Origin of the sequence: Terrimonas ginsenosidimutans (assembly GCF_022012415.1) — a bacterium.
In the GTDB taxonomy this organism is placed as follows: Bacteria; Bacteroidota; Bacteroidia; order Chitinophagales; family Chitinophagaceae; genus Terrimonas_A; species Terrimonas_A ginsenosidimutans.
On the sequence record NZ_JAKLTR010000002.1, the window covers coordinates 530,707 to 545,322 of the forward strand.

The 14,616-nt window shown below is 45.0% G+C and carries 9 protein-coding genes; 4 read left to right on the top strand and 5 right to left on the bottom strand.

Translation table 11 applies throughout. From position 1 onward, the window contains the following. Positions 1 to 95: 95 nt before the first annotated feature. On the bottom strand, positions 96 to 839 hold the full coding sequence (locus LZZ85_RS04690) for a GLPGLI family protein (protein ID WP_237868948.1): 744 nt from the start codon (positions 837 to 839) through the stop codon (positions 96 to 98). A 26-nt stretch (positions 840 to 865) separates the two neighbouring features. Further along, positions 866 to 3,622, bottom strand: a complete 2,757-nt coding sequence (locus LZZ85_RS04695; protein WP_237868950.1) for an outer membrane beta-barrel protein — start codon at positions 3,620 to 3,622, stop codon at positions 866 to 868. 269 nt (positions 3,623 to 3,891) lie between these two features. Here LZZ85_RS04695 and glgB point away from each other — a divergent pair, with 269 nt between their 5' ends. From glgB to LZZ85_RS04710, 3 genes are all read left to right on the top strand, one after another. After that, positions 3,892 to 5,844, top strand: a complete 1,953-nt coding sequence (gene glgB / locus LZZ85_RS04700; protein ID WP_237868952.1) for a 1,4-alpha-glucan branching protein GlgB — start codon at positions 3,892 to 3,894, stop codon at positions 5,842 to 5,844. A gap of 87 nt (positions 5,845 to 5,931) precedes the next feature. Next, positions 5,932 to 6,975: a tetratricopeptide repeat protein gene (locus tag LZZ85_RS04705; RefSeq protein WP_237868954.1), complete on the top strand. Its 1,044-nt coding sequence runs from the start codon at positions 5,932 to 5,934 to the stop codon at positions 6,973 to 6,975. 833 nt (positions 6,976 to 7,808) lie between these two features. Further along, positions 7,809 to 9,167 carry a phage tail sheath family protein gene (locus LZZ85_RS04710; protein ID WP_237868956.1) on the top strand — a complete coding sequence of 453 codons (1,359 nt, stop codon included), beginning with the start codon at positions 7,809 to 7,811 and terminating at the stop codon, positions 9,165 to 9,167. Positions 9,168 to 9,316: 149 nt separating this feature from the next. Here LZZ85_RS04710 and argS read toward each other — a convergent pair whose 3' ends face one another. Next, positions 9,317 to 11,095, bottom strand: coding sequence for an arginine--tRNA ligase (argS, locus tag LZZ85_RS04715; RefSeq protein ID WP_237868957.1), 1,779 nt, complete (start codon positions 11,093 to 11,095; stop codon positions 9,317 to 9,319). Positions 11,096 to 11,540: 445 nt separating this feature from the next. Here argS and LZZ85_RS04720 point away from each other — a divergent pair, with 445 nt between their 5' ends. Next, positions 11,541 to 12,056: a GtrA family protein gene (locus LZZ85_RS04720; protein ID WP_237868959.1), complete on the top strand. Its 516-nt coding sequence runs from the start codon at positions 11,541 to 11,543 to the stop codon at positions 12,054 to 12,056. On the opposite strand, the gene LZZ85_RS04725 is transcribed toward LZZ85_RS04720, so the two are convergent. Both LZZ85_RS04725 and LZZ85_RS04730 read right to left on the bottom strand, forming a co-directional pair. Further along, the gene (locus LZZ85_RS04725) at positions 12,046 to 13,476 is read right to left on the bottom strand and encodes a DUF4403 family protein (RefSeq protein ID WP_237868961.1); all 1,431 of its coding nucleotides are present in this window, start codon (positions 13,474 to 13,476) and stop codon (positions 12,046 to 12,048) included. The genes LZZ85_RS04720 and LZZ85_RS04725 overlap by 11 nt on opposite strands. A 195-nt stretch (positions 13,477 to 13,671) precedes the next feature. Then, complete coding sequence (locus LZZ85_RS04730; RefSeq protein WP_237868963.1) at positions 13,672 to 14,583, bottom strand: helix-turn-helix domain-containing protein; 912 nt, start codon at positions 14,581 to 14,583, stop codon at positions 13,672 to 13,674. Positions 14,584 to 14,616 lie beyond the last annotated feature (33 nt).

Here is a 14,616-nt window from a genome sequence, read left to right on the forward strand (position 1 = left end):
CAGGGAGACGATCTGACGCGGGTCAGGCCTTGCGTCGGAAAACGAAACAGCCCCGAAGCGAGTCCGGGGCCGTCGGTATTTTCAACTTCATATCGTTATATCACAAATGCTAGCACCATCTTCTTTCCCCATTCCTGACCCTGGCTGAGCGCTTTATCCAATAATGTCAGCAACTCTTTCTTATTGGCTTTCTTTCCCTTTGTTGCAGGAGCGAGGGCTTTAGGTTCAACAGCACCCAGTGCCTGTACTTTTGTGGCAAACCAGGTTGTATGCAGTCTTGGAATACCAACGCCAAGGATCATCCCGGGCAAACCATTTGTACTTTCAGGACCACCGGTTACCTTGATCTCGTCTGTATAGAAGGCAAATACTGCAACTGTATCAAACAGGATCCCGATTGCTTTGCGGCATTCAAACCCGGCGATCACACGTGTATCGGGAGTGATCTTCCATTTGATCTTCGCCAGGCTATCCGTCACCAGGAAGGTTTCCTCAAATACAGGTTTCTGGGAAATGGTTGTACCCGCATCATAATCATTGAAGATCACATTCTGATCAGCAAACGGCTCCCACCACATGCCTTTGGGGATCTCCGCTTCTTTGACGCGCTTGTACACCGACTTATTTCCGTCGCTTGTAAAGTTGAAATAGCTGACCGTTTCCTTCGGCATATTGTCCTTTGCCTGTTCATACCATTGAGGCTCGATCTCTTTGATCAGTGGCCACACTGAAACAGTTTTTGCAAAATCTATGCTTACTTTATCCAGGAAGATCTGCTGGGCTTTTACGCCAAAGCCGAATGTTGCAGCAAGAACGGTTATATAAATACGCTTAGTCATTTTTAAACGATTAGGATTGGTTGTAATTAATTGCTGCCGGGCATTTTGTTGAACGTCCAGTTTACAGAAAGCAGGAAGTAGCGTGCAAGACGGTCATAACGCTGCTCATTGATAAAGTTACTGTTGATCGTTCTGTCAAAACCAATGTTTTTGTTAAGAAGATCATGCGCAACCACGCCGATACGAAGCGACTTATCTTTCAGGAACTTCTTGTACAGGTTGGCATTCCATACAATGATGTTTACATTATTGGAGAAAGCTGGAGTTTTCTGGCGAAGGTTGAAATCCGCATCAGAGTCAAGCTCCAGGTTCCATGGAAGCTTCACATAAGCGTATGCACGGCCGCCATAGCTCCAGTAGTTATTATTGGCAGTCGGCCTGAGTGATGATTTGGAGATATTCCTGGTAATGGATGGTCCAATGTTGAAATTGAATTTTTCCGGGAAGTTGTAGTTCACTGTATAAGTCAGTCCGTAAGTACCATACGTGTTCATATTACGCTGACCATTGATGAAGTTTACATTGCGGCCTCCGTTGATCTCAGGTCTGATCTCATGATTTAGTTTTTTAGGACTTTGACCAGAGTTCCAACCGCCATACAGGTAATAGTTGTAACCACCGTCAACGTTGATCGGATTGTAAGTTCTCTTGCCAAAGGAATCGACTGTACTGAATTGCGTAATAGCATTATCATTGAACGTAGCGCCTAAACCCATGTAAGTATACTTTCCGCTCAATACTTTATAGTCATTATAGTTGATATTGATATTGTGGTTGAAACCAACTTTAAGGTCGGGATTACCAATATAAATGTTCAGCGGGTCACTGTTGTTCGGCAATGGCTGCAGCTGGCTCAGGGAAGGCTGCACTGTATTTCCACGGTACGTGACGCCAATGCGCGTTTGCGTTTTCAGGTTATAACCGAACTGCACAGTAGGAGTGAAACCGGTAAAATTATATTTGTTCTTTGTCTGGTTATCGAGATTCTTCATGTTCAGCTGTATGGCCGACAGTCCGGAACCAAATGCCATTCTCAGCTTTTTCCCCTGGTAACGGGCGAGAAGGCTTCCGCTGTTAGATGTTGCATCAAGATCGAAATTGTTACTGAATGTCTGGTTGTATTCTGTATACTTTCCATCAAAACCTCTGTCATAACTGTTCCGGCGTGATTCAGAAACATTCTTGTTAAAGCTGTATTCTGTTACAAGGTTCCATTCGTTGTTTAAAGGCTCATTGAAGGTAACTTTTGCTCCGTAAGTGGTAGAATTACCGGTATTGATCTTTTGCTGATCGATCAAATCTGTAGAATCAACCAGGCCGTTTTTATAAAAACGGGTAGTAGATTGCAACAGGTTATCAGACTCATCTTCGATCAAACCAAGTCGCAGGGTAGTGAGTAACTGGCGGTTCTTTTTCTTGAAAAGCTGTTTGTAGGTAAACACGTTGTCCAGCTGCTTTTTGCTGGAGCTGCCGGTGTTTGTACGGTCGTTGGTGTTTACAAACTGATTGTTCTCATCAAGTGCTTCACTATAGCTGACAGTCTGATTGTCTTTGAGGCGATAAGAACCAGCAGCCGTGTATTTAAATGAAGTAAGTGAATCGAGCTTCCATTCGTATTTGCCATTCACCGAATGTTGCTGGGAAAGCCCTTTACTTGAAGACGTTGAGTTGTTAAAGAAAGTCGTGTCTTCCAGCAGGGTTTGAGAATTCGTGATCGTGGTATTGGTCGTACCAAGCCTGTTGTAGAGATAAGACAGATTCAACTTGTTCTTATCTTCTCTCCATTTGTCGCCAAATAAAGCTCCCGCAGTATATGCATTGGGCAAACCACGGAGTGACCAATCGTTAAACTCACTGTCACCATCGCCATAACTATAATAATAGCCCATCAGTTCGTCATATTCATAGTCGTCTTCAATACCCATCTTGTTGCGGTCTTCCCAGCCAAGACTCCCTGTACTGATATTGCTTTTCGTTCCGTACACAGAGAACTTCTTGCTTCCTTTGAACCTGTTGAACATAACTTTTCCATTGTTCAGGTTATCAAAGTTTGTACTGCCTTCAATCCGTCCAAAGTATCCCTTTCGCGCGCTTTCTTTCAGCTTAATATTAATGGTCTTATTTCCATCTCCCGAAGCTCCGATGCCTTTTAACTGATCTGCTTCAGATTTGGTTTCATAGACCTGCACTTTGTCAACGGCTTTTGCCCCGATGTTTTGCGTGGCAATGGTAGGGTCTGCACCAAAGAATTCTTCACCATCCACCAGCACTTTGTCAACGCGTTTTCCCTGCGCCGTCACTTCACCTTTGCTGTTCACAGACATGCCCGGAATAACTTTCAGCAGCTCTTCCACCGTTGCACCTTCGCGCACCTTGAAGCTGTCTGCTGTAAATTCTGTGGTATCACCCTTTACCCGGATGGTATTGTTCGCACGAACGATCACCTCAGATAAAAGCTGACTTTTGGGTGTAAGCGGTATAGCGCCAAGATTCAGCTCCTCTCCGGCAGGGAGTTTGATCCTGTCAGAATAATCAGCAAACTTGGGGAAAGTGACAAGCATAATATACTCACCACCTTCAAGGTTACCGATGTTAAATACTCCATTTGCGTTGGTCCGGGAAAATTTCACGAGTGTGGAATCAGCAGGTCGTAATAAACTAATGACCGCATTAGAAAGATTTTTCTTCTCTAATGTGTCACGGGCACTCCCTTTGATAGATGAAGTCTGTGAAAAAGCGAATTGCGTAAAGCAAACAAGTGTTACGAGTAGTAAGGCTCTCATGGCGGTTTTTGGTTGGGTGCAAAATATTGATACGTCAGGGTACTATATGCAATATTTATATGAACGACGCAAAAATGCTGATTTCCGGTTGTTAATCGCGGATGGAATCCTTTCGGCGCTGTTAATATTTCAATAAAAAGACGTAAGTTGTTCTCAGACGCATAAACCAGGATAATCCATATAAATTGTTTCAGGACCATCCTGTAAATGGATTTAAGAGAAGGATCAGTAACAGAAAAACAAAAGAATTTAACGAAAAAATATTTCCATTGTCGAATCAGAAAGATAAATACGAGGAAACACATTTTGTGGATACGGGTAACCCTGTATGGAATTATTCCATGCTGACAGATGAGGATGTCAATAACTTTCAGAACGGAACCAATTATTCGATCTACAAAAAGTTCGGGTCTCATTCCGTGGAAGTAAACAATGTCTGGGGAATGTATTTTGCGGTTTGGGCACCGAATGCCACTAAAGTATCCGTGATCGGTCATTTTAATGACTGGAAACCGCACCAGTTTCCGTTAAGACCACGGTGGGATAACAGCGGGATCTGGGAAGGTTTTATCCCTGGCTTCAAACTCGGAGAAGCTTATAAATATCATATCACTGGATTCGAAGGTCGGGAAATTGAAAAAGGAGATCCGCTCGCCAATTTTTGGGAGCGGCGGCCATATACAGCTTCTATCACCTGGGATCTGCATTTCGACTGGAATGATCAGGAATGGATGCAGCAACGCCAAAAGCATAATGCGCTGAATGCCCCCTGGAGTGTTTATGAAGTGCATCTTGCCAGCTGGCAGCGCCCCGATGCCGGTGACGAAGAACGATATAACACTTATGACCAGATGTGTGAACTGCTTGTTCCGTATGTAAAGGAAATGGGGTTTACACATGTCGAGTTCATGCCGGTGATGGAGCATCCTTTCGATGGAAGCTGGGGATATCAGTGCATCGGCTTTTTCGCGGCCACATCACGGTTTGGAGATCCGCAGGGATTGATGCGCCTGATCGATGCCTTCCACCGGGAAGGGATCGGTGTGATCTTTGACTGGGTACCTTCACATTTCCCATATGATGCGCATGGACTCTTTATGTTCGACGGAACGCATACGTATGAATACGCAGATATGCGTAAAGGATTTCATCCCGACTGGAATAGTTATATTTTCAACTACAAACGCGGTGAAGTAAAATCATTCCTGATCAGCAGCGCACGTTTCTGGCTGGAACTGTTTCATATCGATGGGATCCGTGTGGATGCGGTCAGCTCCATGCTAAAGCTGAATTATTCAAGGGAAGAAGGAGAGTGGGAGCCTAATGAATATGGTGGTGACGGTAATCTTGAAGCCATTGCTTTTCTAAAAGATCTTAATGAAACGATCTATCGCGATTTTCCGGATGTACAGACCATCGCAGAAGAAGCAACAGACTGGCCAGGGATCACACGCCCAACCTGGAATGGCGGACTCGGATTTGGAATGAAATGGATGATGGGCTGGATGCATGATACGCTCGACTATTTCAAACTCGACCCCCTGCAGCGCGCAGGCGCACAGGATAAATTCGGCTTCAGCCTCATGTACTATTATGATGAGAATTTCATGCTGCCCCTGAGCCATGACGAAGTGGTACACGGGAAAAGCCCAATGGTCTATAAGATGCCGGGAGATGAATGGCAGAAGTTTGCTAATCTCCGGCTATTATACGCCTATATGTGGACCCACCCGGGAGCCAAACTGCTCTTTATGGGTAATGAATTTGGCCAGACCACTGAATGGAACTACAAATCTGAATTGAACTGGCCGCTGCTCCAGCATGATCCACACCGTAAATTGAAGGATTGTGTGCAGGCGCTGAATGAACTGCTGAAAGCAGAACCAGCTCTGCACGAACTACAGTTCGATCCGCAAGGGTTCGACTGGGTGGATCTGAACCACCGGCAGGAATCTGTACTGAGTTTTCGCCGCCGTGGAAAAAATAAAGAAGATGATCTGCTGATTATTCTTAATATGACGCCGGTTGTAAGACGCGACTGGGAGATATACGTTGAGGGGAAGTCCTACTCGCAAGAGCTCTTTAATAGTGATAATCAACAGTTCTGGGGAACAGGTGATGTTTTCAACCCGCAGATCCGGTCAGAATTGGTTGATAAAGACTCGTTAAGATATCGGATCCTGATAAATTTGCCCCCATTAGGGGCTTTAATTATCAAATAAATGATCTATTTTAGCGTTAGCTCAGGTGCCGAGAGGCAGTTGAATTGTTCGAAATCCGACGACTTACTATTAAAATCCATACTCCCAATGATCCTAAAAACCCTACCCGTATTGGGTCTGTTTTGCAGTTTGACAGCTGCAGCCCAACCTTCAGACGCTCCGTCTGATAGTGCTAATTATTTTTTCCAGAAAGGCATAGAAGAAAAGACGAATGGCCGCAAGCTGGAATCCCTCAAAAATTTTGAAAAGGCTGTCGCCTATGATCGCAACAATAAGGAGATCATTGCTGAACTTGCGCTCGCTACGTTTGATCTCCGTAAATATCCACAATCACGCGAACACTATAAGAAGCTGAATGAGCTTGGTGATAATTCACCCGCTACCTATAAACAGTTAATGAATCTTTCCTATAACCTGCGTCAGCAGGATGATGTGATCATGTATGCAGGTAAACTGAAACAGGCTGATCCATCTGAGAAGGTGGCCTTCTTTATCGGAAAAGTAAGCTATGACCAGGAGAACTATGGTGAAGCGCTGAAACATCTCACTATCGCTGCCAAAGAAGATCCAACCAATGCCGAAGTGCCTTATATGATCGCGCGCAGCTATGCAGATATGCAGAACTATAAGCAAAGTATTCCATTCTTTGTCAAAGCCGTTGAGCTTGATCCTTCCAAGAACAACTGGATGTATGAGCTTGGTTTGATCTACTACGCTATGCATGAAGATAAGAATGCACTGAAATACATCCTGCTCGCCGGAGAGAAAGGTTACAAACGCGACAATGATTACCTGGAGAACCTTGGTATTGCCTATCTGAATGCCGGCGATCTCGAACAGGGTGTTGCGATCATCAAAGAGATCCTGCGTAAAAGACCAAGCGATATGAACATTCTGAATATGCTGGCTGAAGCTTACTACTTCAAGGGCAAATACGTAGAAGCAATGGATTACTGGGATCAGATGCTTGCATATGACAAACAAAATGCATCTGCCTTGTACATGATCGGTATGTGCTATCAGAAAAAAGGAGAAAAGGATAAAGGACAGCAATTGTGTGATAAGGCAATTGAAATGGACCCAAGCCTTGCTTCTTTAAAACAGAAGAAACAAATGCCAGGCGGACTGTAAGTCTGGACCAAACAATATTTTACACTATCAGGCGTCTGGGATCTTCTCAGACGCTTTTTCTTTGCTGCCTATTGGCAGTTGCATCATTGCTGCGCAACAGCAATAATCTTTTGGTCGCAGATATATTCTCAGAGGAGTACACTGATCAGTGTAGATTTTTTTTCAAGGCAGGCTTTCCCCGGAAAATAAGGATCAGATTGAAAAGTCGGCGAAGTTATTCCGCTTCTATTACCATCGTCTATTCATCGCCATACTTCCGTTATTTTCCCGGGAGATCCTGTGTTTTTCCCATGGATTCCCTTTTGCCTAATGCGATATTTACAACAGAGAAATTTCTTAGTCACCGTCATTTTCAGGACTGGTGGAGGAGGGCAGTCCTGAAAAGGGCGGTGCGTTTTTTTATTGCATCTATGATCAAAAAAGGAAGAATGAGATAGGAATTGTGAAATGATACAATTGAAAAGTGGGCGACGACGGTCAAACGCAGCAATGCGGTTGCTGTCGTATGCCCATTTCTGGCCGGCGCGCGCGGCGGGTGATTGGATCATGAGCTAAACCCCCAATAACCCATAGCCCCCCGTCCACTACCAAACCTTTTGCGAGATACCAACCCAGAAACCTTAGAACTAGTGAAACCTATAAACCCTTAGAACTTGTGAAACCTATGGAACCTTAGAATCTATGAAACCCTTCAAACTTTTAAACTCTTAAACTCTTAAACTTTTAAACTACTAAACTTTCAAACCTCCCCACCTGCCTCCTCTCATCAAAACCACATCAGCTGAAAACATTGTACCTTAAGGGAACTTGTTCACCCCCGTAATAAAAAAGAAATGGCTGTTTATAAAACTCCCGGCGTCTATATCGAAGAAGTGTCCAGGCTTCCGCCTTCTGTTGAATCTGTAGAAACTGCATTCACGGCCTTTATCGGTTATACACCAGTTGCACAAAGAAATGATGCGGGCGAAGTGGTCGTCACATCAGTTGAACTGAGTTCCCTGGCAGAATTGCAACTGCATTTTGGAAAGCCTGATCAGATCAGGCAGGTTGCGGTCAAAGCGGATGGGAGTGTGGAGACTACCAATACCGCCGGCTTTTGTTTGTATCATGCCGTGCGTTTGTATTTCGCCAATGGGGGAGCGAGATGTTGCGTTATTTCCGTAGGAGATCTCACCGGATCGGCCCCCGAACTTGCCGCATTGTTAAAGGGACTGGAAGAGGCGGGGAAATCTGACAGGATCTCTTTATTGAATTTCCCTGATGCCCTTGCTTTAGCGGATGCCGGAGACTATTATTCTTTATGTGATCAGGCATTAGCTCAATGCGCTTCACTACGATCTCGAATACTGGTGGCGGATATATTCCGCCAGAGTAAGAAGTGGAAAGACGATGTTGATCTGTTCAGAAGTTCGGTCACCAGCGATTTGAAGGCACTGCAATTCGGGGCGGTTTATTTCCCGCGACTGAAAATAAACCTGACAGCTTTGTATAATGATGATCAGATCAGGATCAGCCTCGCCTCCGGTGAGCAAAAAACGCTTGCGTCATTGAAACAGCACTACCACCCGGATAATAATGCATTGATCGCGGCAATAGCCAGTTACCCGGTCTTATTTCCTGCCTCTCCTGCAATATGCGGCATCTACGCACAGACAGATAATGCTAGAGGAGTATGGAAAGCTCCCGCAAATATTGATATTAATGAAGTGATGGGAGTTGAACTAACTATACCCACCGGCGAGCAGGATGGATTGAATATAGATCCCGTATCCGGAAAATCGATCAATACTATCCGTTTTTTCACTGGTCGTGGTAATGCTATTGTCTGGGGCGCGCGTACACTCGCGGGGAATGACAATGAATGGAGGTACGTACCGGTTCGACGTCTGTTCATCATGATAGAGCAATCGGTTGAACGTTCTGTTCAATGGGCAGTATTTGAACCCAATGATGCAAATACCTGGGTGAAACTGAAAGCGCAGATCGAGAACTACCTGATAAGTCTATGGCGGCAGGGTGCTTTGCAGGGAAGCAAACCGGAGCATGCTTTCTATGTACGTGTGGGATTGAACTCAACGATGACGGCAAATGATATCCTTCAGGGAAAGCTGATCATTGAAATGGGTCTGGCAACCGTCAGGCCTGCGGAATTCATCGTGCTTAGGGTAGTGTTACAGCTGCAGGTCGCTTAAATGGAATGGCGAAGGAGTATCGCAAAGCACCCAAGAAACCGCAGAGTGCGCAAAGTATCTCATAGCACGGAGTGTAATCTAAACTGTGTCAAGGTCATTTCCTGCACTCTCTTTCGGGCTTAGGGTCGAAAGAGAGTGCAGGAAATTTGTTACATTCTTTCCGGCACCCTTATTCCCAGCAATGCCATTCCTGCCGAGATCACATTTCCTGCAAGCATGCTGATCTGAAGACGTACTTGCTTTTTTTCTTCTGAATCTGCGTGCAATACAGAATGATCATTGAGGAAAGAACTGAATGTTTTTGCAACATCGTAGACATACAATCCTATAGCAGATGGGTTGTGTTCATTAGCGGCCTGCTCAACCACTGATGGGTATTGTTCCAGCAATACAACCAATTCTTTTTCTTTTGGCAATAGATCCACAGATGCTTTTGCGGCTGCGGGTCCGGGAATTTCCTTCCGTAAAATAGATTTGATCCGCGCGTGCGTGTATTGAATGAACGGTCCCGTAAATCCGTGGAAGTCGATACTGTCTTCCGGATTGAACACCATCTTCTTTTTAGGATCAACGCGAAGTAAGAAGAACTTCAACGCACCGAGTGCAATCGTATCATACAATTCATTTAACTCACCCGGGTTGAAGTCTTTCACTTTTCCCAGTTCCTCCGTTTTTTCGCGGGCCACCTTTTTGAGTTCTTCAATGATATCATCCGCATCCACTACAGTGCCTTCACGGGTTTTCATTCTTCCGGTAGGAAGCTCTACAAGACCATAGCTGAGGTGATAGATCCCATCTGCATAAGGCTTGTTCAGTTTCTGCAGGATCAGCTTAAGCACTTTCATATGATAGTTCTGTTCGTCTGCGATCACATAGATGCTTTGATCATAATGGAACTCTTTGAACTTTTCATCAGCCAGGCCGAGGTCCTGTGTGATATATACAGAAGTGCCGTCTTTTCTCAATACCAGTTTTTCATCAAGACCATCTGCCGTAAGATCGATCCAGACACTGCCATCTTCTTTTTTATAGAACACGCCTTTTTGTAATCCTTCTTCCACGAACTCTTTTCCGAGCAGGTATGTTTCGCTTTCAAAGTAATTCTTGTCAAAATCACTACCGATCTTGGCATATGTTTCATTAAATCCTTCATATACCCAGCCGTTCATCTTTTCCCAGAGATTGCGTACTTCCGGGTCACCGTTTTCCCAGTCAAGAAGCATTTTCTGTGCTGCCTGCATGAGCGGTGCGTTCTTCTCGGCATCCTCTTTTGACATTCCACCAGCCATCAGCGGCTCCATTTCCTTTTTCTGTTCAACACCGAAAAGAACGTAGTAATCGCCCACGAAATGATCACCCTTTATACCCGTTGAATCCGGTGTGGCACCGTTGGCGAATTTTTGCCAGGCCACCATGGATTTGCAGATATGGATGCCGCGGTCGTTCAGTATCGCTGTTTTAACCACGTCAAAACCTGTTTCTTTCAGCAATTGCGCCACACTCCAGCCAAGAAAATTGTTCCTCAGGTGTCCGAGGTGAAGCGGCTTATTCGTGTTAGGGGAAGAATATTCAACGACAACACTCTTGCCAGAGGCCTGTTTGCGGCCGTGATTCGGGTCGGCATGTGCCGACAATAGGAAGTTCTGCCAGTATGCATCTGCAATGGTCAGGTTTAAAAATCCCTTGATCACATTGAACGCCGTGAAAAGTTCTGCATTATTGGCTATCAGGTATTCACCGATCTCCTTACCGAGTGCTTCCGGAGATTTCTTTAGCTGTTTTACAAAAGAAAAAAGGACCAGGGTATAATCGCCTTCGAATTCTGGTTTTGTGATATTAATGGTAAGTTCATTTTCGGTGGTCTCATAGCTGTATAAATCGCTCAGAGCCTTTACAATCAATGGTTTTACCTGCTTTACAATGCCCATCCGTGGTTGTTTTGGCTGCAAAAATATGAAAAGTAAGGGGTTATCTTACAAAGAGATGCAAGGATTCAGGTGGAGAGTATCGCAGAGAAAGCAAAGTAACCGCGAAGGGCGCTAAGACATTCGCCCTGAAGAAAGCCCCTCTTGGCGCCCATTGCGGCTCCTGGCGCTCTTTGCGATACTCATGGATGCTGGCGTAGGAGTATCGCAAAGAACGCAAAGTAGCCGCGAAGGGCGCTAAGATATCCGTCCGAAAGAAAGACCCTCTTTGCGTCCATTGCGGCTCCTGGCGCTCTTTGCGATAGTCATGGATGCTGGCGTAGGAGTATCGCAAAGAACGCAAAGTAGCCGCGAAGGGCGCTAAGATATCCGTCCGAAGGTAAGATCTGATATTAAGTTTGTGTCCTTTATAGTCTGCAAATCCAGAACTTGTAATATTTTTACGCCGATGAAGAAACAAATTAACAGCGCCACGGGCCTTTTACTACCCCTGATTGACTTTTTTCACCCGCCGTTCAAGAAGATCATGAACCTGCAAACGTTCCGATATGCCGTCTGCGGTGGATTGAACATGCTTTGCGGCTTTCTGATCTATTTTGTTTCTTTTAAATATATCCTTCGGGAGCAAACCTTCGACTTTGGCTTCTATGCCATGAAAGCGCACGTAGCTGCCCTGATCTTCTCTTTTATCTTCAACGTGCTGTTTGGCTTTTTGCTGATGAAATTTATCGTATTCAGCGATTCTGATATTCCTGCTTCAAAGCAGTTTTTCCGGTATTTCATGGTTTGCCTGTTCAACCTCGCGCTGAACTACATCATGTTGAAGATCCTGGTGGAATACTTCCATATCTACCCGGTGATCGCACAGGTATTCACTGTATTTGTGGTGGTGGTAACAAGTTATATCGCGCAGCGGAATTTCTCCTTCAAGATCAGTACTCCGCCCGAGGAGATCAAAGACTAAAATCGATCGAATCCACTTTTATCGCTAATTCACCGCTGCAATTGCTGCGGATCACAAGTGCTTTGCCAAGCGGGTAAATACCGATCAGTTGAATATCGTCAATCTTTCCCTTGCTGCTCACACCTTTGATCAGTTCACGGTTCAATTGCTGGTTGATCTGAACCTTTGCGGAGTCGATGTATGTATTAAGATCGAAACGTGTTTGTTTGGCAACTTCGTTGATGATCCTTCGGTTAAATAACCACTCAGCAGTTTTCAGCAGCGCATCTTTTGAGTAGATATCAAAGTCGATATTCTTTACTTCGAGGATATGGGTTTCTTTAGTATAGACCGGTTTTCCGGTAAGATACAGCGTACCATTGTCTGTTCCCCCGAAATCGATTTTGATGATGATCTTCTCATTCCCTGCACCGGAGAGCTTTACATCTTTGATAACAAACTTCTTTTTAACGGGACCTTTATTGAAATCAAATTCTTTATTTACTAATTGTTCATTAATGATGGAGCTTAAAGAGTCGTAGTTAAGTGTCGCATCCAAAAAGATCGCGAAGCCACGCTGTCGCCCGAGCTCTCCCATATTAGGAACCCTGGAAGATTCTGTGGAAGGTTTTTCGAAGCTGACCACCGGCCTTGCTGCCAGCCCGAGATTCACATACAGGGAATCATCTTTTGCATACAGATTGTTCACCCGGATCTTCTGCGGATTCATCTGCAGCCAGCCCATTTCATAAATGTTATACGCTTTGGAAAGCTGATCCCAGAGCAGCTGGAATTGCGGGCGGAGATCGACATTTCCATACGTCCGCTCCATTACCGCTTTGGTCGTATCAAGCTCATCTTTCAGGCCTTTCATGACCTGTTTGGTCACATCCTGTCCCCAGAAGCAAACTTCACATTTGTCCAGTGCCTGCGGTTCATTTCGCCTGATGGATAGTTTCAGGCGGTAATCCGGCTGCAGGACCATGGAATTATTAAATGACACGTTCACACGACGCTCTGGTTCATCAAAGCCGCAGCGGCAGGGTGCTGTCCACGGCGTAACCGCGGCACCGGCAACGCAGCCCCGGCTGGAACCAATGATCTTATAGAAACCAGTGAATGACAGGCTCAATGCAGTGCCAGCTGCCTTCATTTTGAAAGGCCCGCGTCTGAATGAATATTTATAGCGGGTATCGCAGGATGGCTGCACCCAGCCATTGGGATAGTTGGGTGACGTAAATAATGTGTCAACCTGCTTTTCCGCCAGGGCATAAAGGGGCTGCAGGTTGATCTGAACAGGAATATTGATCTCCGAGTAAGGAAGTGAATCAAGCTTAAAATCAGTTGCCGTAAGGGAAGGCCTCTCCGGGCGGATCTTATGTGAACAGGAAACAAGAAATGCTGCGAAAAAAACAAACAGAGCCAAACATTTTTCTTTCATGCGGATCTTTTTTAACTGGCTTTACCTGGCATAAAAATAAGAAAACAGGAGGGGAGGATAGTGAAATTATTGCTAAGGTTTGATTGAACGTACAATGATTTAAAAGTTTTGGAGGTTTCTCATCCCTGTTTGCTTTCCGACTAGTAAATCATGAAACCTTCACACTTTATCTTCAGCCCCTTTGTCCGCAATCTTTCAATTGAAAGACTGCCTGAATTCCAACGGTGACATATCCATTTTCTTCCTGAACAGCTTGTTGAATGACTGCGGGTATTCGAACCCCAACTGGTACGCGATCTCTGCAACGGTCAGTTTGCTGGAGCTTAGATACTCTTTTGCCTTATTGATCACTTTCTCGTGAATATGATGTTGCGCGCTCTGGCCGGTAAGCGTTCTGAGCATATCACTCAGGTAATGCCCCGAGAGATTTAACTTCTTGGCGAAATGCTCAACATTCGGAAGTCCTTTTGTAAGGGGCTCTTCTTTGTCAAAATAATCACTGAGTAACTGTTCCATCCGCGTAACGAGATCATTGTTCACGACTTTGCGGGTGATGAACTGCCTTTCATAAAAGCGAATACTGTAACTCATCAGCAGATCGATCTGCGATAAAATGATATCCTGTGTATGACGATCGATGTGCTGGTACTCTGATTCGATCTTTTCAAATATATCTACCATGTTCTTCTCTTCACGCTCGGAAAGGTGAAGTGCTTCATGCACAGCGTAGGAAAAGAACCCGTAGTTTTTGATATCGGTTGCCAGGTTGTGATTGCCGAGAAAGTCGGGATGAAACATCAGCACGTATCCCTTACCGCATTTTTCTTCAAACTCGCGGGCTTCGTCTGCCGTGATCGATTGCACCTGTTTGGGCGCAATAAAGGTCATGGTTCCTTTGTCAAAATCATAGTATTGCTGACCATACTTGATCCTCGCCTGCACATCTTTCTTCAGCGATACATGATAGAAGTTTGATACAAACTGCGCCCAGATATCACTGTGAACGGGCCTCATATCTTCTACATGGATCACGCTGACCAGCGGATGCAGGGGAGCGGGTAAAGAGAGGATCTTATGAAATTCTGCTATGGTACTGATGACATGCATGGTAATAATTCTTTACGAATGTACGATAAGCGA

Excerpts from the sequence above, each read along its gene's own strand:
- LZZ85_RS04710 (WP_237868956.1), top strand. The coding sequence starts at position 7,809 with ATGGCTGTTTATAAAACTCCCGGCGTCTATATCGAAGAAGTGTCCAGG.
- LZZ85_RS04730 (WP_237868963.1), bottom strand. The coding sequence starts at position 14,583 with ATGCATGTCATCAGTACCATAGCAGAATTTCATAAGATCCTCTCTTTA.
- LZZ85_RS04695 (WP_237868950.1), bottom strand. The coding sequence starts at position 3,622 with ATGAGAGCCTTACTACTCGTAACACTTGTTTGCTTTACGCAATTCGCT.
- argS (WP_237868957.1), bottom strand. The coding sequence starts at position 11,095 with ATGGGCATTGTAAAGCAGGTAAAACCATTGATTGTAAAGGCTCTGAGC.
- LZZ85_RS04725 (WP_237868961.1), bottom strand. The coding sequence starts at position 13,476 with ATGAAAGAAAAATGTTTGGCTCTGTTTGTTTTTTTCGCAGCATTTCTT.
- LZZ85_RS04690 (WP_237868948.1), bottom strand. The coding sequence starts at position 839 with ATGACTAAGCGTATTTATATAACCGTTCTTGCTGCAACATTCGGCTTT.
- LZZ85_RS04705 (WP_237868954.1), top strand. The coding sequence starts at position 5,932 with ATGATCCTAAAAACCCTACCCGTATTGGGTCTGTTTTGCAGTTTGACA.
- LZZ85_RS04720 (WP_237868959.1), top strand. The coding sequence starts at position 11,541 with ATGAAGAAACAAATTAACAGCGCCACGGGCCTTTTACTACCCCTGATT.